General features: G+C 42.5%; 22 protein-coding genes. 15 read left to right on the plus strand and 7 right to left on the minus strand.

The features are described from left to right. Window positions 1-558: 558 nt before the first annotated feature. The 7 genes from KOE27_RS23185 to drt3b all read left to right on the plus strand — a co-directional run bounded on the left by KOE27_RS23185 (window position 559) and on the right by drt3b (window position 8,002). Window positions 559-2,163 (plus strand): SIR2 family protein, encoded by a 1,605-nt coding sequence (locus tag KOE27_RS23185; protein WP_215241133.1) that lies wholly within the window; start codon window positions 559-561, stop codon window positions 2,161-2,163. A gap of 54 nt (window positions 2,164-2,217) precedes the next feature. After that, window positions 2,218-3,090, plus strand: coding sequence for an antiviral reverse transcriptase Drt3a (gene drt3a, locus KOE27_RS23190; RefSeq protein WP_215241134.1), 873 nt, complete (start codon window positions 2,218-2,220; stop codon window positions 3,088-3,090). A gap of 17 nt (window positions 3,091-3,107) precedes the next feature. Further along, on the plus strand, window positions 3,108-3,413 hold the full coding sequence (gene tnpA, locus KOE27_RS23195) for an IS66 family insertion sequence element accessory protein TnpA (protein WP_215241135.1): 306 nt from the start codon (window positions 3,108-3,110) through the stop codon (window positions 3,411-3,413). Window position 3,414: 1 nt separating this feature from the next. After that, the gene (gene tnpB / locus KOE27_RS23200) at window positions 3,415-3,753 is read left to right on the plus strand and encodes an IS66 family insertion sequence element accessory protein TnpB (protein WP_255573920.1); all 339 of its coding nucleotides are present in this window, start codon (window positions 3,415-3,417) and stop codon (window positions 3,751-3,753) included. Window positions 3,754-3,812: 59 nt separating this feature from the next. Then, window positions 3,813-4,931 carry an IS66 family transposase gene (tnpC, locus tag KOE27_RS23205; protein WP_255573921.1) on the plus strand — a complete coding sequence of 373 codons (1,119 nt, stop codon included), beginning with the start codon at window positions 3,813-3,815 and terminating at the stop codon, window positions 4,929-4,931. Window positions 4,932-4,942: 11 nt separating this feature from the next. Then, the gene (locus tag KOE27_RS29910; RefSeq protein WP_255573923.1) at window positions 4,943-5,344 is read left to right on the plus strand and encodes an IS66 family transposase; all 402 of its coding nucleotides are present in this window, start codon (window positions 4,943-4,945) and stop codon (window positions 5,342-5,344) included. 600 nt (window positions 5,345-5,944) lie between these two features. Further along, entirely contained in the window at window positions 5,945-8,002 is a 2,058-nt protein-coding gene (gene drt3b, locus KOE27_RS23210; RefSeq protein WP_215241137.1) for an antiviral reverse transcriptase Drt3b, read from the plus strand. A gap of 641 nt (window positions 8,003-8,643) precedes the next feature. On the opposite strand, the gene KOE27_RS23215 is transcribed toward drt3b, so the two are convergent. After that, on the minus strand, window positions 8,644-9,060 hold the full coding sequence (locus KOE27_RS23215) for a MerR family transcriptional regulator (RefSeq protein ID WP_082214150.1): 417 nt from the start codon (window positions 9,058-9,060) through the stop codon (window positions 8,644-8,646). A 76-nt stretch (window positions 9,061-9,136) separates the two neighbouring features. On the opposite strand from KOE27_RS23215, the gene KOE27_RS23220 reads away from it, so the two are divergent. Beyond that, window positions 9,137-9,466 carry a YnfA family protein gene (locus KOE27_RS23220; RefSeq protein ID WP_215241138.1) on the plus strand — a complete coding sequence of 110 codons (330 nt, stop codon included), beginning with the start codon at window positions 9,137-9,139 and terminating at the stop codon, window positions 9,464-9,466. Window positions 9,467-9,507: 41 nt separating this feature from the next. On the opposite strand, the gene KOE27_RS23225 is transcribed toward KOE27_RS23220, so the two are convergent. The 4 genes from KOE27_RS23225 to KOE27_RS23240 all read right to left on the minus strand — a co-directional run bounded on the left by KOE27_RS23225 (window position 9,508) and on the right by KOE27_RS23240 (window position 11,498). Further along, window positions 9,508-10,125, minus strand: coding sequence for a thioredoxin family protein (locus KOE27_RS23225; RefSeq protein WP_215241139.1), 618 nt, complete (start codon window positions 10,123-10,125; stop codon window positions 9,508-9,510). Window positions 10,126-10,137: 12 nt separating this feature from the next. Next, entirely contained in the window at window positions 10,138-10,632 is a 495-nt protein-coding gene (locus KOE27_RS23230; RefSeq protein WP_215241140.1) for a TlpA family protein disulfide reductase, read from the minus strand. 61 nt (window positions 10,633-10,693) lie between these two features. Next, the gene (locus KOE27_RS23235) at window positions 10,694-11,023 is read right to left on the minus strand and encodes a hypothetical protein (RefSeq protein WP_215241141.1); all 330 of its coding nucleotides are present in this window, start codon (window positions 11,021-11,023) and stop codon (window positions 10,694-10,696) included. A 52-nt stretch (window positions 11,024-11,075) separates the two neighbouring features. Then, on the minus strand, window positions 11,076-11,498 hold the full coding sequence (locus KOE27_RS23240) for a tetraspanin family protein (protein WP_215241142.1): 423 nt from the start codon (window positions 11,496-11,498) through the stop codon (window positions 11,076-11,078). On the opposite strand from KOE27_RS23240, the gene KOE27_RS23245 reads away from it, so the two are divergent. The 6 genes from KOE27_RS23245 (at window position 11,497) to KOE27_RS23265 (ending at window position 17,911) form a co-directional block, all read left to right on the plus strand. Further along, the gene (locus KOE27_RS23245) at window positions 11,497-12,522 is read left to right on the plus strand and encodes a DUF4198 domain-containing protein (RefSeq protein WP_215241143.1); all 1,026 of its coding nucleotides are present in this window, start codon (window positions 11,497-11,499) and stop codon (window positions 12,520-12,522) included. The genes KOE27_RS23240 and KOE27_RS23245 overlap by 2 nt on opposite strands. A gap of 269 nt (window positions 12,523-12,791) precedes the next feature. Next, on the plus strand, window positions 12,792-13,466 hold the full coding sequence (locus KOE27_RS23250; RefSeq protein WP_215241144.1) for a response regulator transcription factor: 675 nt from the start codon (window positions 12,792-12,794) through the stop codon (window positions 13,464-13,466). Beyond that, window positions 13,463-14,734 (plus strand): sensor histidine kinase, encoded by a 1,272-nt coding sequence (locus KOE27_RS23255; RefSeq protein WP_215241145.1) that lies wholly within the window; start codon window positions 13,463-13,465, stop codon window positions 14,732-14,734. Before KOE27_RS23250 ends, KOE27_RS23255 begins: the two co-directional genes overlap by 4 nt. Before the next feature lie 63 nt (window positions 14,735-14,797). After that, window positions 14,798-15,655 (plus strand): TonB-dependent receptor, encoded by an 858-nt coding sequence (locus KOE27_RS29715; RefSeq protein ID WP_229252904.1) that lies wholly within the window; start codon window positions 14,798-14,800, stop codon window positions 15,653-15,655. Then, window positions 15,652-17,205, plus strand: a complete 1,554-nt coding sequence (locus KOE27_RS29720) for an outer membrane beta-barrel family protein (protein ID WP_229252907.1) — start codon at window positions 15,652-15,654, stop codon at window positions 17,203-17,205. Before KOE27_RS29715 ends, KOE27_RS29720 begins: the two co-directional genes overlap by 4 nt. A 28-nt stretch (window positions 17,206-17,233) precedes the next feature. Continuing rightward, entirely contained in the window at window positions 17,234-17,911 is a 678-nt protein-coding gene (locus KOE27_RS23265) for a phosphatase PAP2 family protein (protein WP_215241146.1), read from the plus strand. Here KOE27_RS23265 and KOE27_RS23270 read toward each other — a convergent pair. After that, on the minus strand, window positions 17,905-18,519 hold the full coding sequence (locus KOE27_RS23270) for an HD domain-containing protein (RefSeq protein ID WP_215241147.1): 615 nt from the start codon (window positions 18,517-18,519) through the stop codon (window positions 17,905-17,907). The genes KOE27_RS23265 and KOE27_RS23270 overlap by 7 nt on opposite strands. Window positions 18,520-18,666: 147 nt before the next feature. Here KOE27_RS23270 and KOE27_RS23275 point away from each other — a divergent pair, with 147 nt between their 5' ends. Then, window positions 18,667-19,080: an EamA family transporter gene (locus KOE27_RS23275; RefSeq protein WP_215241148.1), complete on the plus strand. Its 414-nt coding sequence runs from the start codon at window positions 18,667-18,669 to the stop codon at window positions 19,078-19,080. A gap of 228 nt (window positions 19,081-19,308) precedes the next feature. Here KOE27_RS23275 and KOE27_RS23280 read toward each other — a convergent pair whose 3' ends face one another. Next, window positions 19,309-22,398: a Tn3 family transposase gene (locus KOE27_RS23280; RefSeq protein ID WP_215241149.1), complete on the minus strand. Its 3,090-nt coding sequence runs from the start codon at window positions 22,396-22,398 to the stop codon at window positions 19,309-19,311. Window positions 22,399-22,484 lie beyond the last annotated feature (86 nt).

Here is a 22,484-nt window from a genome sequence, read left to right on the forward strand (position 1 = left end):
GGTAATTTACATCATTCTGTCGTCAGATTTAAAAACAAGGCATACTAGTTTAAATATCAACCAATTAGAATTTGAAATCGGCCTGAGATCAGCTAGAGCATAAACAAACTAAACCTAATAAATTCGAATTTTAACCATTCGCATACAAGGTATTTGTCAATTCTCCCTTTGAGCCGTCAAAAAGGTTACGTATATTTTGGGTCTCAAAATTTTTTAAAAACCCTTTCAATCAGAAATGTTTGTCTCTCAATACGGAAATTTTAACGGCAACACCTTGGAATCTATGTTCAATGTAATTTTCAAAAGAAAATATATGCCCTAGGGATGTCAGACAATCAAAGCATCATCCGGATACTTCGGACTAGAAGGATTTACGAGACACGGGCATGCATTCCAATGCTATTGCCCTGAAGTGAATACAGAAAATAAGAAACTGTACGAACAACAACGGGACAAAATAACAACCGATGTAGGTAAGCTAAAGACCTACACGGGAAACTGTATTAAGAAAATATTGCAACAAAGCCCTCACGTAATAAACAAAAGCCCTCTAATTAAATGGATCAGACTAGTGACCCAAAAAAAGCCTTCAAGACTCGCCTCAAAAATATGCTGTCAAGCTCGGAATGCCCGCCATTTCTCTTTGTCGGCTCTGGAGTTTCAATTCGCTACTGCTCAATTCCAACTTGGATCGGTCTACTGAAAGGATTTGTTGAGAATAATAAAGAGTGCTTTAAGCACAAATTTGGATACTACTCTTCAAAATGCTCAAATGATCCGCTAAAAATCGCATCAAGTTTAGCGGAAGAGTTTCACGCACATTGGTGGCAATCAGACGAATACGAGGATAGCCGGAATGATTACAGCGAAATTGCTAGCAAAGATATCGAAACAGCATTCAAGATCGAGCTCGCAAAGTATGTAGAAACGCGGAAGCAACTCAACGAAGGCCTTGAAGAAGAAATTTCACTGATTTCTCAGGCAGTGATAAGCGGAATCTTAACCACCAATTGGGACGATTTTCTCCAAGAAATTTTCCCCGAATTTCAAACTCAAATAGGACAAAAAGAGGCCATTTTTGCCGATCATAAGTCAATCGGTGAGCTATACAAGATACATGGATGCACCTCAAAACCTGAATCATTGGTAGTCACATCTAGCGATTACAATAAATTCATGGAAAACAATCACTACCTAAATGCAAAGCTTCTCACCCTCTTTGCTGAGTATCCAATTCTTTTTCTAGGATATTCCTTGTCCGATCCAAATATCGAGCTCATCCTCAAAAATTTAATTTCCTGTCTGGATAAGGATCTGTTTCACATCGAAAAACTCCAAAACAGACTATTCTTCGTAGAGTGGCAAAGCTCACCCTGCAATCCTTCGATAGAAACTTCCAGTTACACTTCGAATTCCATCATAATTCCATTAGTAAAGATTAAGGCTCACGATTACAAAGAAATTTGGGAGGTCCTGGCCGACCTACCAAGAACACTGTCGGTCAAAACGTTACGCCAGCTCCAAAAAATGGTCTTTGAATTTGTCACGACCTCAAAACCGACGGGAAAAATTCTTGTGCAGGGCATTGAAGAGCTTGAGAAAATTGACGAGCTAGAAGTTGTCGTCGGATTTGGGAACATATCAAAACTACAAGAGAGAGGAATTGTAGGCTTAAAGGCTCGTGATCTACTAGAAGACATATTGTTTGGGCAACTTCAGGAACAAAATTATCCTGAAATCGTCAAAAAGGTACTCCCTTCAGTCATTCGGCAAAATGTATTTATACCCTTCTTTAAGTACCAAAGAGCGACATCAAACCTCAACGCAGACAATTCCTTGAAGGCTCACACCTTTAACAATTATACACTTACCAGGGCTAATACGATCACAATCGAGGATTACCGAGTGGATACCGGTAGAACTCGCATGACCAACTTGGGGCAAACTCATGCCACGTTGGAGTCAATGTTGAAAGCATTGACTCCCATTCACGCAGTCCAGGCAATTCCCTATCTACCAAAAGAGAAAATTGATCTAACCGCCCTTCGAAGCTTTTTAAAAGATAACTGGAGTGAATTCGGCGCAAAAGAGAATAGCTACTCCTCTCCATATCGAAAGTGTATCTGTCTGCTAGACTTCCTAGAATACGCCAACCATAACTAAAAAGCTAAGATAGATTCAAGTCCACTTCACCTGTATCACCACAGCTAATACGATATGCTTGACCAATCATTCTCTCCCGAAAACTTTCAGAAAATAATTGATTTAGAAAACCGCAAAGGGAATTATCTCGTTGGTAAATTTTTTCCGAACATAGTAGAAATAGACAACGCAATCAAGGAAGAAAAGCAGCGAACAATAATCAGGACAAAGAGGCTAACTGAGAAAGATTTTACTGCAGATTTGGATGTTGACATTCCTAAAACGTTTGATCTTGAACGACTAAGAGAAAATCGCGATCAAATTCTCCACCTTGAATTGCAAAAAATTAGCGCCGAAATTGACCAACCGGATTACAAAATCGGCATTGAATGTGATATCACAATCTCCGATAAGCCTGTATATAAAACAACAAAGAGCATCGAGAGTATACTCATTCTTAAACAACTACAATACAATCTCCGAAAAATATACAAGGTTAAACAATCAAATCGGTTTTCGATTGTCAATAACGTAAAAATTCTTCTCTCTGATGGATTTCCAAAAATAATTCTCAAAACTGATATCAAAGGATTTTATGAAAACATTCCTCAAAAAGAACTGTTGAGAAAGATTAATAATGAAAACCTTCTCACTCTTTCATCTAGACGTATAATCTCTCAGGTTCTTAGAGAGTACAATGATTTAACTAAGAATACAACTGGTGTTCCTCGTGGTATTGGAATTAGTCCCTACCTAGTCGAACTATATATGCGCGACATAGACTCAAGAATTAAGAACCTTGCTGGCGTGATGTACTACGCGCGATACGTCGATGACATAATTGTAATTTATACACCATCCGACTCTATCAGCCCGCAAGCTCAAAAAGAAAAGATAAAGGTGATACGTATCCATCCGACGAACTCCATCTTCTTCGGCTTTCGGTAATTTTCTAACCTTGTGTCATGAAAACGGATACAGAACAAATGCGCCAGCTTTACGAGCAGTGGTGCTCAGAAGACATTAGCAAGCAGGCTTTTTGCAATCAGAATGGGTTGGGTTACCATAAGTTCAATTATTGGGTTAAGAAATTCCGCAACGACAGCGCAGAGAGCCCCGTTTCGCAGAAAGGATTTTCCAGGATAGTTACCCATTCGCGATTAGAGCAGCCACAGCGTCAAGTGCTGGCGACGTTTGTATTTGCTTCTGGCGCCAGACTGGAATTATTTGCAGCGCTGGATGCGGCGTTTATCAGGGAATTGGCGAACTAAAATGCTGGCTCTGTCGCATACCTGCCGCTATTTTCTTTACCGCAGTCCCACGGATATGCGTTACGGCATTTACAGCCTGGCTGGCCTAGTGCGCAATGAGCTAGGCTTTGATCCATCCTCGGGCGATGTGTTTGTCTTTTTAGGCAAACGTTTGGATCAGATTCGGTTACTTCAGTGGGATCGGGATGGCTTTGCGATGTATGTCAAGAAGCTTGAAGTTGGCACCTTTGAGTGGCCGAAAGGCAATCAGATCTTGATCACAAGCCATCAACTGACGCTTCTTTTACAAGGCGTCATGCTAGATTCTGTCCGTCTGCGAAAGCGGTATATCAGGGCCTGAAGTTGAGTGATAAAGTTCGCTAAAATATGCCTTAACGTATTGTTTAGGTCGCTTTTTAGTTGTACTTTCATGTTATGGAAGATACGGCAACGGACTATAAATTGCTCTATGAACAGGTGCTTCTGGAACATAAAAAAGCCCTCGCCGAGAAGGATGTCGAGATTCAATCCCTGCAGCTGGAGCTCGATAAATATCGCCGCTATCTATTCGGTAAAAAGAGCGAAAAACTTCCCAGTCCGTATCCGGACGCAGCCCAAACTAACCTTTTTGAATTAGGTACTACCCAGCAGCAGCAAGAGGAGTTGTCCCAAACTGTCGAAGTGGTTGAAAAGGCTCCTGTCAAAAAGCGTGAAAAAGGAACTGGCCGCATGCTACTTCCGGAAAACCTGCGTCGGGAGGTAATCATCATCGAGCCTGATCAAGACGTTACCGGCTGTACCATTATCGGTGAAGAAGTAACCGAGGTTCTGGACGTGATTCCAGCCGAACTCTTTGTAAAGCGCTACATCCGTTACAAATATGCCCGTTCCAACGGAGAGGGTGTCGTTACAGGCTCCCTACCTGAGAGAGTCATTGAAAAGGGTATTCCTTCCGACGGCCTGATTGCCCAGATCATCATCGATAAATACGTGTTCGGCCTTCCGCTGCACCGACAGATCGAAAAATATAAACGGTTAGGGGTAACTTTCCCAGCTTCCACGGTCTCAGATTGGCTGATGAAGGGCTGGCAACATCTGGCACCGTTATGGGAGCTCCTTAAGATATTGGTAATCAACCAGAAATACTTACAGGCCGATGAGACCCCACTGAAAGTGCTGGACAGGGGCCATAAAAACGGGATCCATCAGGGCTATATGTGGATTTACAATGCTCCTTGTGACCAACTGACCCTGTTTGATTACCGGAAGGGCCGTGATCAAAGCGGCCCCAGGCAAATGCTTGCTGACTACCAGGGTATCCTCCAGGTAGACGGTTATTCGGTATACGAAAAGCTTTTTAGTAATCACCCGGACATCCTGCTGGTCTACTGCATGGCGCATGCCCGTAGAAAATTCGTGGATGCGCTGCCGTACGATAAACAAAAGGCCAATCATGTCTTGGAGCGCATGCAGCGGCTTTACGCCCTGGAGGAAGAGATGCGCCAGCAGCACTGGATTGGGAGTCAAAGACTCGGCTGAGACAAGAAAAGGTGGCACCCCTCCTGTTTGAGCTGAAGCATTGGATGAGCGAGCAACTACCACTGGTAATGCCTAAAAGCCCACTTGGACAAGCCATTGCTTATTCACTCCAACGTTGGGAAGGCCTGAGCGCTTACGCACTACATGGGCAAATCGAGATCGATAACAATCTAGCGGAAAACGCAATCAGGCCATTAGCAATCGGCAGAAAAGCGTTTTTGTTCGCAGGCTCGCATCAAGCCGCAGAAATGACCGCAGCCATGTACTCCTTCATGGCAACGTGCAAGAAAAATGGCGTTAACGAGCAGCAATGGCTCACCGATGTGCTGGAAAGAATCCAATCCCACAAGCATAAAGACCTCTATCAGTTACTTCCCAATAACTGGAGCAAATATCGGAAACAAGACGTTTAGGCGACTTGTAAACTAAGCTGCGCGTGCAATATGGGTTTGTCGGACGGATACGGTGATACTAACCGAAGCATCCCTTACAATGAATGAGGATGCCGATAAGACACAGCTATTCGATCTTCGGCGACCTGGCAATCCCTCCACACACAACTTCGACTATCTTGGCTACAAATTTTCATTTGGATTTGACAGCACCAGTAAACCTATGCCTTTGAAAGTAAAAATGTCAACAAGAAAATTCGCTAGATATAAATCCCGTATTGATCTTGCCTCAGCGCTTTACTTGAAAACCGCTTCTAAGAACAAAAAGACGGCGAGAAGTCTATTAAGGAAGAGACTAAGGTTTTTGACTTCTAATTTCAGGCTAATAAACAACAAAAAAAATATTCTAGCTGGCATATATTACGGTAACAGTCTAATCAACAGTCAAGATGACTTGTACGAACTGGATTCACATCTGAAAAATATTCTATCTAACAGCGGCTTACCCCAAAATGTAGTAGAGAAAATATTAAGTTCATATTCGTTCGTCGCTGGTTTTAGCCCACACTCCGTTGTAAAATTCAAATCATCTGATTACAAAGACATAAAAAAGGGGTGGATATGAATAAGCGCAAACGAAAATATATAAAATATAAAAAGGAAAGAGTTATTCTTTCCGATGTACTTCCATTTGAAGTTCCTATCACTTTTTCGAATCGTCACTTATATGAATATATTACAAAAAATCAAATCGTATTTAATTCAATAGACAATAAAATCGCTTGCTTAAAGAATAATACCGATGTCACACAAGCTATTATTCGCTTAATATTCGGTATATCACATGAAAAACCGTTTATAGATGGTCAAGTGAATATCGAGAAGGCACATACGATTCCGTTCAGCTATAAAATTAGTCACAAAGAAAACGACTATCGAGAGCTATGCATTGTACATCCAAAAAATCAATTAAAGATCATTGATTTCTATGAGAAATATAAGGAAATGATCCTATACTATTGTTCGCGCAGCGCATTTTCAATAAGGAAACCACATCGTGTCGCAAAGTATACATATTATGCGGACAGAATACATCTTCAAAAACTAGCTGACGCTAGTGACGGAATCATAGATGAAAATGATAAAGAATATGAAAACCTTCGAACGTTTTTTGTATACAAAAAATATAGTAACATTCACAAATTTTATGAATCATATCAGTACCATCGTGCCGAGAAAAGGTTTAATCGTCTTTTAAAATTTGATATATCCAAATGTTTTGATAGCATATATTCTCATACAATATCATGGGCACTGATAGATAAAGAAACAATTAAGCAAAATTTAGACTACAATAGGGGGTCATTTGGTTCTAAATTTGACTCGCTCATGCAGGAACTGAATTATAACGAAACTAACGGAATTGTTATAGGTCCTGAATTTTCAAGAATTTTCGCAGAGCTAATTCTGCAAAAAGTCGACACCAGTGTTGAACAAGAGTTAACAGAGAAGGGACTAAAATATAAGACAGATTTTGAAATATTTCGTTATGTAGATGATTACTTCATCTTTTATAACGACGAGACCTGCTTGCAAGCGATTCTGTCGGCATTTAGATTGAGATTGAGAGAATTTAAACTTTACTTCAATGATGCAAAAACGCAAATATTTGACAAGCCAATTATCACAGGGATCACAATCGCAAAACAAAAGATAAGTGAGCTGATGAATGAAAACTTCAAGTATACCCTACACGATGAATTTGAATCAGGTGCAAATGGTGAAATAAATGTGATTGGGCAAAAAGGAGCTATTCATATCAATTCGAATCGAATAATTACGAAATTTAAAACGATAATATCTGAATCTAATGTAGAATACAAAGATATCTTAAATTATTCATTTGTAATTCTTGAGCGAAAATTAAAAATACTACTTCGGCAGTATTTTAAAATCATTAAAGAGGCTAAAAGTGAACGCGAATTCATCCAGGCAATACTAGAGTTGCTCGATTTTATTTTCTTTCTATACGCAGTATCACCAAAAGTTAATACAACGCTACGGTTGTGCAGAATTCTAAGACTTGTAATTGAAGCCCTCAGCTTAAAAGACAAGTTTAAATCTGACATGAGAAATCTAGTGTTCAAAAAAGTATATGACAATATTTTCTTTATATTGCAAAAAAATCGTTCATCTCAGCATACGCAGGTTGAGACGCTGTATTTGCTGATTACCATAGCTGAATTAGGAAATCAGTATTGGCTAAGCGAAGAGGTATTAGCCGAATACTTGGGTATACAAGCAGTTAATGGCAATTTTACGTCTCCAAACGAGCTGAATTATTTCGCAATAGTCGTTTCTCTATTCTACATGAAGTCCAAGGTTCGATATGACAAGCTACGAGCCTTTATAATTCAGCATGTTGAGAAAAAATTTGAAAATACCAACTCCGAGATTAGGATGCAAAGGTCTGAATTTTCTCACTTACTTATGGATATTTTGGCTTATCCATATACCGATATTATGCTTACTAAAAGAAAGTTGTTAAACTTATACAAAATTTCGGATCAGACCTTACAGAACAAAATTATCGGCGAGAGAAGACACTGGTTTACAAATTGGTCGAACTTCAAGTTTGGCAAGGAGCTTGACTCACGACAAAGCCAAGAGGTCTACTAAAATACTGTTTCCGTCCACCGCTAACGCCTAAGGTGGCACACACACAAGCAGTGCTTGTCAATCCGATACAAGGATATGGTGAGCGACAAGAGCAGCAGGGACGGGCTGCTTTTTTTGTGAACTACGGTTACATTAAACGCTCCTAACAATATTTTCTGCGCCTAACTACTCGAATTATCTAGCAAAATGGGAATGTGAAATATTTTGCCGGGCCCAAACCAACAATTCTCCAGACCATAATGACATCCCCTTTTTGAAGCTCCGAAATCATTCTCAACATATTCCGGTCTCTGCATTGGAGTACCTGAAACCTTTTTCATGATAAATCTTCTCACAACCTCCTTTCTTGAGGGAGTCAAATTGTAGGTCTTGATTCTGTTCGGTCTTTGAAACCTGTATATATCCAATCACCATCTCAAAGTACAGTTTAACATACCAGTTTGTAATAAGCAGTAATTTGTTTTGGTGTACCACTAAAATGAAATTCAAAAGCGGTGAAATCGGTCTTTTTGAGATCTAGAGGAGAAGGAAAATCAGTGGATCAGAGAGTACATAAAAACCACCGTTTCTTTTTGCTTCAACCAGCATAAATATAATCTATGATCCGCCAATAATGCAGGGATGTTATCATTGGGAAAGTTTCACCTATCTGCAATCAAATCGGTTACCAGCATAGGACAATTATAATCCGAGAAATTAGGAGTGCATTTTTGCAGGCATTTGTCTACACCATTAATCATGATTTTCTTAATTGCTTCCAAATCATTGATTTTCTGATCTATCAAAGAGACCTTTTCAAGGATCTTCTCAGAGACATTTCCACATGATGCCTGGTTATTCTCGATCATATCCAGGAATTCGGCTGCTTCATTCAGTGTAAAACCAAATCCTTTAATACGTTTGATCTGCAAAAGCCTTTGCAATGTACCTTGGGAGTACTCTTTATAATTATTAAAGCGACGTTCCTTACGACCCACTGCGATAAGCCCCTGTTTTTCGTAAAAACGGATGGTATCCCTGGATAACCCGGCTTGTTTTGATAATTCTCCGATCAGCATAATATATTTGATTTGGTTATTGACCGTGGACTATACTCCACTGTTTAGCTTTACAATTTAAACAACAACATTAAGAATGGTCGTCATAAAATCTTTACTTGTCTTCATTTTGGCCGGGCTTTGTGAAATTGGAGGGGGATACCTGGTTTGGTTGTGGCTCAAAGAGGATAAGCCGGTTTGGTATGGCATCGTGGGTGGGATCATCCTGGCTTTATACGGTGTGGTCGCTACGCTTCAACCAGCTGGCTTTGGCCGGGTTTATGCCACATATGGCGGTATCTTCATTGTGATGGCCCTGATCTGGGCTTGGCAGGTCGATGGGTTTAGGCCAGACAAATACGATCTGATTGGAGCTGCCATTGCCTTGGTTGGCGTTTGCATCATTTATTATGCACCCCGGCAGTAAATACAAAAACAAAGAGCGCCCCTAAATCGGGGCGCACTGGTTTATGCCTTCTTCCATTTAATTCCACAGCCAATCGCTTTTGCAGTCGGAACAGCCACTGGCTGACCAGCTAGCAGTTCATTGACAGCATTTTGAACATATTTCTGGCTTGCCTGCCCTCCATCCTGGGCATTGTTATCAATCGCCCCAATGTACTTGATAATAAAATCGCTTCCCTGACGCTGGACAACGAAAACGGTAGGGGTATGTGTAGCACCAAATGTTTTAGCTACCTGCTGGGTTTCATCAATCAAATAAGGGAAACCGTACTTTTTATCAGCTGAACGCTTTTTCATAGCTTCATAGCTGTCACCGGGTGAAAGCTGACCGTCATTGGCATTGATGGCAATGACCGGGTAGCCTTTGGAGGCAAACTGCTTATCCAAATCAATCACCCGCTGCTCATAAGCCTGGGCGACCGGGCAAGTATTGCAGGTAAAAACCAGTACATACCCTTTCGCGGTCTTATCAGAACCCAGTGAGATGGTCTTTTCATCCACATTTTTAAGAGAGAAATCCATAACCTTATCCCCTACCTGGTAACCAGGCTGTAAAACTAAAAAGGCGCTAACGGCCAAGAATGTCGCGGTCACCGTGCATAAAAAAAATGCTGTTTTCATGTCTTTCGTATTTTATTGAATAAATGGTTTTAGCTCAGCGGCAAGCTCAGCTACCGTAAAAGGCCTTTCAAAACCTTTACGTAATTTGTTTTTTTTATTGATAATCAAGGTAAACGGTAGTGCGCCAGACCAATCGGAAGATACTTTATCAATCCAGGCATTGTAGTCTGTCTCGTCCAGTAAAACGACCTGCGCGGATTTAATCCTTTTCCTTGCAATAAATAGTTCCACTTTTTTTTCAAGCAAGGAAGCCGCATCCAGGCTTACCAGGATGACTTTCACTTTGCTGGCAGCATATTGGGTGCTGATCTTTTCGAAATGAGGTATCTCTGCAACGCACGGAGCGCACCAGGTTGCCCAGAAATTAACGATCAAGATTGAATCGTTTGGGGTTTCAAGAATTTGCTGTAAGTCCGGGTACTTGATGATCCGTATAGGCTGGCCGTAGCTGCTTTCCGCTATTAAAATCAGTAAAAGGAAAAACAGCCATCTATGATGTAAAGCCATAAACAGTATTTAGGATTACGTAAAAATATTTATATGAGTCCCGCAAGGGGCTCATAGCAGATTATACCAACCGTGGTGGGTGCCAAAAGTCAAAATGAGGGGAATGGTAAAGCTTCTGGACTTTTGCAGAACATGCTGTAAAAGCGGTTAATTGTTGGTTAACCTGAATGTTGAATTCAGCAGCCAGTAAAGCTGCACAGGCAGAGCACCCAAAAAATGGGTTAGATAGCTCTTTGTCAGCCGTGTCTTTATTTGGGATTGATTTGGATTTCTTTTTACAGCACTGCATGCAGCTCTTTTTGGCAGGAGTATAGCCGCTACTTGCCCCTATCGCAGGTAAAAACGATAGCAGCAAAACATAGCAAGCCAAAACCAGAGCTGATATTTTCATAGTGTTGATTTTCAGAGAGCAAAGGTATGAAATAATACTCCTTTTGAAATGCTCAACGGGGTTTGGGCAACTTGTCGAGTTCCATAACCAGGTACACCATTTCCTTTGTCTCAACTGAATTGCCCATCTTTAAGGAAACAGGCCCTTCGCCTGGCTGGTACGTCAATTGGAAATTCAGCCAGGGGCAACATAAACGCTCAAATTGGATGAAGTCGAACAAATCTTTGCTCAGGGTACTATCAGCATTATCGAAAACCAATTCGTAGCTGGTTGGTTCCTCGATAGTTTTATCTATCTTCTTAAATAGCGTTTGGTGCAACTGCTGCATACGCTTGATCTGGTCCTTATCTGTCAATTTACAGGCAAGTGCAATTTTCTCTTTCAGCTTTGCTGTATGCTCCATTTCCTTTACTGTTTGTCCCAGGCAGGCCAAGGTTATCAGCCAAAGAAGCCCACTTAACGGGATTGTTTTCATGACTTTTTTAAGCAAAGATAAACCGTGGAGTATAGTCCACGGTCAAGCAACGGAGCTACTAATTTTAAATGATTTATTAATTGCGAATTACAAACGAATTCATAATGAGGCACATAAGGCCGTTTGGACTTATCATTTACAATGTCAATTCAAGCTAAGGGCCTTGGATCAAATCAATAGTGCTAAGATATCGCTTAAATTGCGCGGCAAAGTCATATATATGAAAATAATAAGGACACTTCCCCTGATTGCATCATTGCTAGTTTGCTCAATAGCATTTGCCCACGAATTCTGGCTTGAACCCGTAAAGTTTTGGCTCAAAATAAATGAAAAAGTACGCATTGACTTGATGGTCGGTGAAGACTATCAGGGGCAACATACTAATGGGCACAAATACAAAATTTCAAAATTAGACCATTACTCAAATGGTGAAAAACAGGATATTCGCACCAAAGTTTACGGTGATAGCCTTAGTAGTATTGAAATATCTTTTCAGCAAGAAGGCAGCCAACTAGTCGCTTTTAACAATACCAACAAGTTTATTCAGCTAGAAGCCAGCAAGTTCAATGAATATCTTCGGACGGAGGGCCTGGACAATGTTGCAAAGCTTCGGCAGGACAAGAACGATACCTTGCAGCCGGGAAGGGAACTGTATCAACGCTGCGTCAAAACGTTGGTACAGGTAGGTAATAAATTAGACGGTTCTTACGCAGTCAATACAGGAATGAAACTGGAAATCATACCTAAAAAAAAACCCTACGCACAAAAATCAAAAGCTCCAATCACTTTCAAGATCCTCTTTGACAATAAGCCTTTGAACAACGCATTAGTACTTGCCTGGCATATGGTCGACGGCAAAACAACGCATGAAAAACTCCGAAGCGACAAAGCCGGACTGGTTTCTTTTCCCATTGATCAAACCGGTAAATGGATGATAAGCACCGTACACATGATCGCAAGTGGCAAAAATAAAGAAGCCGACTGGCAAAGCTATTGGGGAAGTTATACTTTTGGGTTCTACTGATCAGTGAGTTGTATTCAGTACTGTTCACTAAACCTTAAAGCTTACAAGTATCCTTTCGACAACCGGATCAAAGGTTTATAACGCTGCCCCGGCAATCCAATAGAAAGGTGCGTGCTGACTAGATAGGTTTGTCGCAGACTATTTTACCCCGACAATCTACAATGGATTAAAAGATGTAATCTATCACTTTTGATAACAACTATTAGTCAGCATCAGCAGTCAAGATTCTCTTCTAAAAGAATTCCAAATCATAGCGGTAAATTTCCGAAATGAAAATCCTGATCATAGAAGATGAACCCGAACTTGCTGCCGACATTGGAGCCTACCTATCGGCGCAGGATTACCTGTGCGAATATGCCGGCACATGGGCGCTGGCAAGGGAAAAGGTCGAGCTATACCGCTATGAATGTATCCTCTTAGACTTAATGCTGCCTGGCGGCGACGGGCTGGATATTCTTGACATCCTTAAAGAACAAGGTCAGCAGGACGGGGTAATTATTATTTCAGCCAAGAACGACTACGAAAACAAAATCAGAGGCCTTCATGCAGGCGCGGACGATTATCTGGCTAAGCCCTTCCATTTACCTGAACTGGCAGCGCGCATTTACTCAGTCATCCGGCGCAGGAGCTTTGCCAACCAAAACAATGTTGTGCAAAACGAGCTGAAAGTAGATTTGTCATCAAGGGTTGTGACTGTCAATGGAGCGGTAGTTTCATTAACCCGCAAGGAGCTGGATCTGCTATTGTATTTTATCAGCAATAAAAACCGTGTGATCGGCAAAAGCGCATTGGCTGAGCATTTGTCTGGCGACATTGCCGATATGTTTGATAACCATGATTTTGTTTACGCGCATGTAAAAAACCTTAAAAAGAAATTGACCGAAGCTGGTTACGGTAATTATCTCAAAACGATTTACGCGACTGGCTACAAATGGGAAGGATGAAAAAATTGCTGGACCAAAGCCTTCGCCCGCTGGTGATTTATGCGATGGTCGTACTGATCATAAGCATTCCCGTTTATTTTTTGACCATCAACTGGATCTGGGAAAATGAACTGGATAAACACCATTATGCGATCCGCGAAAAACTTGAAAAAAGACTGACCAGCATGGATCTTCCAGACAGCTCGGTGAGTGAAATGATCAATATGTTAGATAAAGTGCAGCCGGGATTTTCATTTACCCAAACTGCTGCGCCCAGTCCCGACAGCAGTTACACGCTTATCCGGTTTGATACTTTCATGAATGACCGTGAACAGTTTCGATGTTTGACGACCGATATCCGGGTGAATGGAACACTCCTGCGGGTCCTGATTGAAACCAATATGGAAGAAATCGACGAAACGATCCTGGCGATCGCAGCAGTTACTATTTTCTTCTTTATCCTGCTATTGGCCGGCTTTGTTTACCTAAACCGCAAGACTTCACTGCGCGTCTGGCGGCCATTTTATGAAACACTGGCCAGTCTCCATGCTTTTAGATTGGAAGGTGGTAAACCGGCAGCATTACCTGTTTCACAAGTAACCGAATTTACTGACCTGAATCAAAGCCTTGACAGGCTTATGGAAGCAAGTTTAGCCTCGTACAGACAACAAAAGGAATTTACTGAAAATGCCTCCCACGAGCTGCAAACACCATTAGCAATCATCAAATCCAAGCTCGACCTGCTGCTGCAAAGTCGCTCGCTCGACCAGTCGCAAATGCAGATCCTTGAAGATGCCTATCAGGCCATTAACCGCGTCACAAGGATCAATAAAAACCTTTTACTCCTGGCAAAAATCGAGCATGCACAGTTTGACGGGCAGCAGGACATTTCCTTACCGACATTGCTTACTGCGCTGAGCGTGCAATTTGCCGACAGGTTTGAAAGCAGCGGCATTCGCTACATTCAGCAAGTAAGTGAAATGACTTTGCAGGCCAATCCGATGCTTTTGGAAATCCTGATTACAAACCTGCTTGTGAACTCGTTGCGCCACACCCCGGCAGGTGGCAGTGTTTCCATACGCGCGGAACAGCGCAAACTAATATTTGCAAACACGGGCACATCACCGCTTGATGAGCAAAACCTTTTCCGGCGGTTTGCGCAGGCATCCTCTGAGCACGCTGGTAGTGGGCTTGGACTTGCTATCGCCCGTGAGATCTGTGAGCGCTACAACTGGCAGATCGCGTATGATTTCGACTGCAGCCATCATCATTTTACTGTCAGCTTCTAAAATTCTAAATTTCTTCCAAATCAATGTGGACTTTCGCCATCAGATCAAACGAAACGAATCTGAATGGCATTCAAAAAATCATTAATCCTGCTCGTATTGATGGCGGTGCTGCACAGCGCCCAGGCGCAGGTGAGTAAGGTCACACTGTCGGGACAGGTCTCTTCGCTTCCTAAGAAGGAAATGCTGCCTTTTGTTAACGTGATTTTGAAAACTGCAAAGGACAGCGCGTTTGTGACAGGCACTATCACAGCTTCCGATGGACGTTTTACACTATCCGATATTGCACCCGGAAATTACTTGGTAGAATGTGCTTCCCTGGGTTTCCAAACAATTAAAATGCCAGTCACGGTAGGCGCATTAAGCGCTTTTCTTGACCTAGGCGTGCTTGAAATGAGTGAAAACGCCCAGGTTTTGCAGGAAGTGACTGTCACCGGGGCTCAGGCCGATGGCGTGGATGCCCGTCTTGATCGGAAAGTTTTCGATATCAGCAAAAACATCAGCCAAAGTGGTGGGTCGATTCTGCAAGCACTCAAAAATCTGCCTGGTGTGACGGCTGGTGAAGACGGCAAGGTGATGCTACGCGGGAGCGACAAGGTCGCCGTATTGGTTGATGGCAGGCAAACGGCTCTGACCGGTTTTGGAAACCAGACCAGTCTTGATAACATCCCTGCATCAGCGATTGAAAGGATTGAGATCATCAATAACCCTTCTGCCCGGTATGATGCCAATGGCAACGCGGGTATCATCAACATCATTTACAAAAAGAACAAACAAGAAGGCTTTAACGGAAAGATCGGCTTGACCACAGGACTTGGCGCATTGTGGGTGCGAAAAGAGAATTTCCCCGGCATTCGTCCTCAGTCGCGCAATACGCTGAAACTAAACCCCTCCGTAGCCCTGAATTACAAAAAGAAAAAGTGAACATCTTTTTTCAGGGCGATTACCTTCACACGCCTACGCTGAACAAGAACGAATTTACTGACCGTTACTATGATTCGGGCGATACAATACGGCAGCAGTTAAAGCGCAACCGCAGCACGAATGTGGTAACATCCAAAGCGGGCATAGATTGGAACTGGAATGAGCAAAATGCATTGTCGGTTTCCGCCCTATTCAGCAGGGAGAAGATCCTGGACCGAGGAGACCAGCCTTTTTTCAATGCAGATCTTACCGAGCGGCGGCGTCTCTGGCAGTTTCTGGAAGATGAATTGAAAACAACGGTTACCGCAACAGCCTCCTACCAACACAGATATGCACAACCAGGCCGGTTGCTCAATATTGGCTTTAACTATACATTTCACCGGGAAGATGAAAAGTATTTTTTTACCAACATGATGCCCGATTTCACTGGTCAGGATGCATTCAAACTGCTTTCGGACGAGAATGTGTTCGATTTGAATGCAGACTATATCCGGCCCTTGCGATATGGCCGCTTTGAAGGTGGATTGAAACTGCGCAGGCGATTTATCCCGACCAATATGCAGTTTTTCCCGGGCCTGAATTCGCCTCTTGATAGTCTTGCAGGCGGGTGGGCCAATTACAAGGAAACGATTCCCGCCTTGTATGGAAACTATGTTTTTGAAAACCGCAAGTTCGAGCTGGAAGCGGGTCTACGGGTAGAGTATATCAATCTGCGCTACACGGTTAACCCCACGCACCCTACTTACAAAAGCGATGGGTATTCCTATGCCAAGCCTTTCCCTAATGTGCGCCTGGCTTATAAGCTTAATGAGCATGATAAAATTTCCCTTTTCTATAACCGCCGTGTCGACCGGCCTAACGAAGTGGATATCCGTATTTTCCCAAAATACGACGATGCCGAAATCATTAAAATCGGTAATCCTGCATTGAAACCACAATTCACCAGCTCCTTGGAGGCAGGATACAAAACCAGCTGGGCCAGTGGGTCATTCTATGCAGCAGCTTATCATAAGCAGACCAATGGTACCATTACACGGATTGGGACAACCGTGCCCGGCAGCACATTGATTTACAATATTTTTCAAAATGCGGGCAGAAGCTACAATACGGGTGGTGAGCTAGTGTGGCAGCAGGATTTGGCCCCGTGGTTCTCACTTAATGTCAATGGCAATCTTTATCGTAACAGCATTGATGCATTTACAGTGGAAAACCTGTATCCGGTCCGTTCGGTATACCGCGCCGCCAGGCAGCAGCTTACCTCCGGCAGTGCAAAAGTCAATGCATTATTAAAAGGAAAAAAGACTGAGTTTCAGGTAGCAGTTATATACCAGGCACCTGACATCGTCCCGCAGGGCCGAACCGGTTACCGTTTCTCCGTTGATGCGGGGGCAAAACGCCAGTTGCGTAAAGGCGAGCTGTTTGTGAATGCAACCGATCTTTTCGGAACGCTCATTATTCGCAAAACAGTTTACGGCGACGGCTTTCATTACACCAGCCGGGATTATTACGAGACCCAGCTTATCCGGGCTGGTTACAGTTTCAAATTTTAACCTTCATCAACACGTGCCATCACTAAACATGCGTGCATTCATAATCCTTATTGTTTTGTCCAGCTGGGCGAGTGCTTCATCTGTGATGCCAGGTGATACACTGCCGGCCCGAAAACCCGTTACACTCCGGTCATTTTATCCGCCCGCTTCGCTGATTATCGGTGGCTTGTTATCAACAGGGCATTCCGAAGAAGCCATTAGAAACGAAGTGGCCGAAGAACGGAACCACCTCATTCCCCGGTTCCGCACCAAAGTTGATGACTATCTTCAATTTTCACCACTGGTAGTTGCCTATGGCCTTGACGCCTTTGGCGTGCATTCTAAAACAGATCTTATTAACCGGACTGTGATCCTGATCAAAGGAGAAGCGATGGCACTGACAACTGTCACCCTATTAAAGTCTGCCACTCATACGCTCCGGCCTGATGGCAGCAGCTACAATTCGTTCCCCTCGGGCCATACCACGCAGGCCTTTGCAGCAGCCACTTTTTTGAATGAAGAATATAAAGACCGATTTCCATGGATGCCCTATGCCTCCTACACAGTAGCTTCGTCCGTAGGAATCCTGCGGGTGGCCAACAACCGGCATTACATCAACGATGTGCTCGTTGGCGCTGGTATTGGATATTTATCCATGAAAGTGGCATACTGGACACATCAGTACAAATGGGGAAAGGCAAGCCGGAAACACAAGCTGGCTTATTGATCTGCTTTGGAGCTTGCTTGTATCCGTGCTTCCAATTGCCTGAAATTTTCCTGCTTTTGAGCAGCTAGTCTGTCCTGACAATAGGCAGTGCAAAACTGGTGAGACCGTAGCAGCTTTGCGGATCCTGCTAGCCAACTGGCAGCAGGGATATCTGTTTTCAACCTGCGCCTGGTTTCCTCTCGCATTAAGGCATCTTTTCCGGCAAACTCCGTTGTACCAAAATGATATAAGTCCGCATCGCAGACGATAGATTCTAACAAATTGTTAGGCTTTTGTGGTAGCGTGGTTGCCAGGATGCACCCAATGACAAGCTCTATAAGGTTATCCTCAATGAATAAACTGTTTGCGAATTCACGGAAAATCGAAGTGCCCCGCTGCTCATGGCCCTGCGGGTCACCGTTCACATAACCCAGGTCATGAAACCAACTGGCGGCAATAACCACAAACCGTTCAGAATCAGCTAGCTGATAGTATTCAGCAATTCGTGAAGCATTTTTTACCACGCTTAACGTATGGTTTAGGTTATGGTAGGCCAGCTCGTTACCACAGGCTGATAATTGAGCCGAAACAAAAGCTTTAATTTGATCCAACAGGGAATCAGTTTTCATTAAAGTAAGCAGATTTGAAGGTGTCGCCACGGGCATTCGAAATCCCATTTTAACAATAAACCTATCAGCCGATTTTGAATTCTTTTTGAATTCCGTTATGCAGTTGAATTTTGTACTTTACAATTCATCATTTTATCAGGCCCAACTATGTGGAAATACTATGCTTTGCTTTCTGCCTTGTTTGCGGCAGCTACTGCTATCTTGGCAAAAGTGGGTGTCAAAGGTATCAGTGGTAATGTGGCTACTGCTGTCCGAACCATTGTGATTCTGTTCATCGCTTGGGGAATTGTTCTTTTCAGCGGCCAAATCAAGGAGGTCAAAGACATTAGCCGGACGAACCTCATTTTCCTTGTATTGTCAGGAATTGCAACAGGCCTGTCATGGATATTTTACTTCAAAGCATTGGAAACAGGGGATGTTTCAAAGGTCCCACCGATTGACAAGCTCAGCGTCGCCATTGCCATCGGATTATCTATCTTGATTCTGAAAGAGCCAATCGAACCTAAAACAATCTTTGGCGCGTTGATGATTGATGCAGGTACAATCGTAATTATTTGGTAGTGAGCGCACAGGATCTGGGCGTAATTATCCACGAAATCGTTTGGTAAAGTCTTTATAACTCAGCACAATAAACAAAACGGTGTAAACCGCATTTAAAAAATAAAAACGCTGGGTCAATACATCTTCTTTATAATTCAACATCTGAAAAGGGGGGTTAAATTAAAAGTTAGAACCAAAAGTACCGCGGGTTTCGCGTAGCAAAATTGACGGGGAGTAGATCAACTGTATTCAAATCTCAGCGCCATCTTTGAAGATTTCATCGAGATTGAAGGCTTGAAAATCTACTTTTTCTGAAAAGTCATATTCTCCAAGCATATTGATATGTTCCCAGCTGTGGGTAGATGTGGCCAGTATGTTTTTTAATAATACTTCCCGGTCTGCCGGTTTCTTACATTCTGCCAGACTTCCTGATAAGTGAAGCAGGTTCCAACAGTTAATTGAATTGGCGATCAACCTTTTGCAGCCTTCTGCCGTAAGCTGTTCGCGGTATGTGGCCCCGATCAGCTGTTGATTGTTGCCGTGGGATATTGCTTTGGCGAACTTATTACTGTTCTCAACTTTGCTCAAAACCCTTTCAACGGATTTACGGACAGCTGGCTGATCCATATACTGAAGTATATAAAGGGTTTTGTAAATCCTGCCAAGTTCTTTAAGTGCTTTATAAAGTGGGTGCTGCCTGGAATAGGAATTCAGTCTCCTAATCAATGTGGACGCTTTTGAGTAGCCCAGCTTTATCGTTGTAATAAACCTTAAAATCTCATCCCAGTGCTCGATAATCAGTTCAAAGTTTATCTTTGAATCTGGCTTTACCTGGTATCCAAAGTCCCGGTAGGTTGTGACTGAATCAATCGAGAACAAATTATGCTCATGGATTTTGGCAAGCCTGGGGCGGAAGGCTATTCCGAGCAAAGCAGTAATAGCAAATATGATCTCAGAAAACCCGCCTGTATCTGTCGAATGTGCGTCGGATTGGATCACACGGTTATGCATCAGGCCATCAATCATATAGGGTGCTTCATGATCCGATGAACTGAATGCTGTTGAATAGAAAAGCTGACCTGCTTCGTCCAAATGAGAGTATACGGTTACACCTTTTCCATTACCAAAATATTTAAATGACCATGCTGCTCTTAACGATGCAACGGAAACGTCATATTTTTGCCCGTCACTGCTCGTATGGATAAAACCAGGGTGAATCCGGAACTTGTCAGTCAAAGGCAGCTTGTTGCTGAATTCGACAACCAGGTCATTGGCCTTCAAAGTCATATCAGGTGAAAAGTACTGAACCGAAGTCGTTTGTAATGCATTGGCTGCTATATTCTTAGAAATCATTGACATTTTAGGGATGCCAATGTTGCAGCCCAATCCGATAATAGTAGCAAAAAATAGCTTTTCCGCTGGTCTAGGCGGCAAATAATCAATACCCTTATGCTGAAAAGCAGTATTGAATCCGCTAATCTGGTCAATTGTTGTTAAAACTTCCAACAACGACACAGCCCTGGTTTGTGGGTATAGGTTCTGTGGATCCTCAATTTCATTTTCGTCAGGTTTGTACCGGTGCATATGCCATTGCCCTTCTGCATCAACATATACCTGCTGGTTCTGTCCATTACCTATGTGTTGATTGACAAGCCTAAACTGAAAATTTAATTCTTCATTCAGTTTTAACAAAATTGGAGCAGGCTTTTGCAGATGGCTTAGTGATGCCCGTTTTAAAAGAAAATCCTTATCCTTAACCCATTGTAGTTTTGTAATCATGTATTCTTCAAAAGACCGGTACAAATACGAGGATCGGACATTTAAAGCACCTGCCCGGATATGGTCGCGCATTTCTCTGAACAACAATACTTTATAAAGTGATATCCTGATTTTACCATCTGGGGTTATCACGCGTTGCTTTTCTTCAAGAGATAAGAAATCAATCGGTACACTGTTGTGCTGCTGTATATTGCCATCCTTCATTTGAAAATAATCAATGGCATCCAGCAATTGTTTCTGGGATGTTTCAAAATCAAATGCCAGGACTTTGATTAAGTCAGATACGCGGATTTGTAGACGCAATGACCCTTTTTCGAGCGCTTGGTAATAGTCCTCCCGGTCACTGATCCGCTGATTGACCAGTTTCAAATTATTCAACCTTTGCTGATCTTCCAAAAGTACCTGAGAAGAAACCTTCCGTTTTCTTAATAGCTCATCAATCAGTTCTACTTTCTGGCTTGCTTCCATTACCTGATCATGGATAATCCGCTCCACTTCGCTCAAAACATCAATATGCGTAACGCTTCGGATAGAAACGGAGCTCACTAAACGTGAGGTATTCATCCTGTTTTCAAACAGGCTTTCCTTGATTTTATTCTCACAATCGTTTACGGCACTGGTAACAGCCTGGTTAAAAGTGAGCACAAGCGCGTCACCCAATTGGTAGTACTGGTGGATTATGAATGAGACCAGCAGCAGGTAGCGGGTATTGTCCCGGTCGGCAACCTGGAATATCTGGTTATCAATCACATATTCAGCATAAAACTTTATTGTTTCTTCCGGAAGATTAAGCCTGGTGATGATGGGCAATAGTTGGAAGTACATTTCCTTCAACCGGACAAAATTGTCTATTCTTCCTTTGATTACGGATGGCTGCATGGACTGGGTAATCCTTTTAAAAAATGTAAGCTGATATCTCTGGACTTTCACATGTTTTTTCTCTTCCTGTTGATAAGAATCATGTTGCACAAGCAAAGAATCCAGTAAATTTTTGTCCTCCTGTTGAAGATACTGAACCATAATTGCCTCCAAATCTTGCTCAAATTGCCTAAATGACTTTTCAAGTAAAGCTCTTAGTGTGGCATATGGCGGTATTTCGATACGATGTCCATCCAAAAAGGTTATTACTGATTCCATTATAAGAACCGGTTCGGTCCGGAGCGAAACCAGCCTTTTCATTTCCTGGGATATCAGCTGAGAAGCATCTTTATCATAACCTGTATAGCCTAGTTGCTTGAGTATCTCTTCTTGATGGCGGAAATAGGTGGTTCTGAAATAATCTGTAAAATCAATCTGATTAGGATCAACCATTATTCCACTGACGATATAGTTAATGTCAGCCTGAATAAATCGGTTAGACAGAAAAAAGCGACTAACTACACGGAAATACCCGAGCTGCAACAGAAAACCGACCTGTGTTGTTGGCGTTTGCAAAGTTTTTAGATAGGCGCTTGCCCATTCCGGAATTTGAAGAAACAGTCCCTTTTGCTCGCTCAGGAGTTGGGGCGGGTTATCAAACCTGGTTCGTTCTTCCGGTGTCAGATATTCTTTTCTAGCCATATCACCTATGTATTTTAACGACCGTATTTTTACATAACTCCAAACCCCGATATTTCTTACAATTCAATTATTTATATTGCCATATA

The sequence above is a fragment of the Dyadobacter sp. CECT 9275 genome, assembly GCF_907164905.1.
Taxonomy (GTDB): domain Bacteria; phylum Bacteroidota; class Bacteroidia; order Cytophagales; family Spirosomataceae; genus Dyadobacter; species Dyadobacter helix.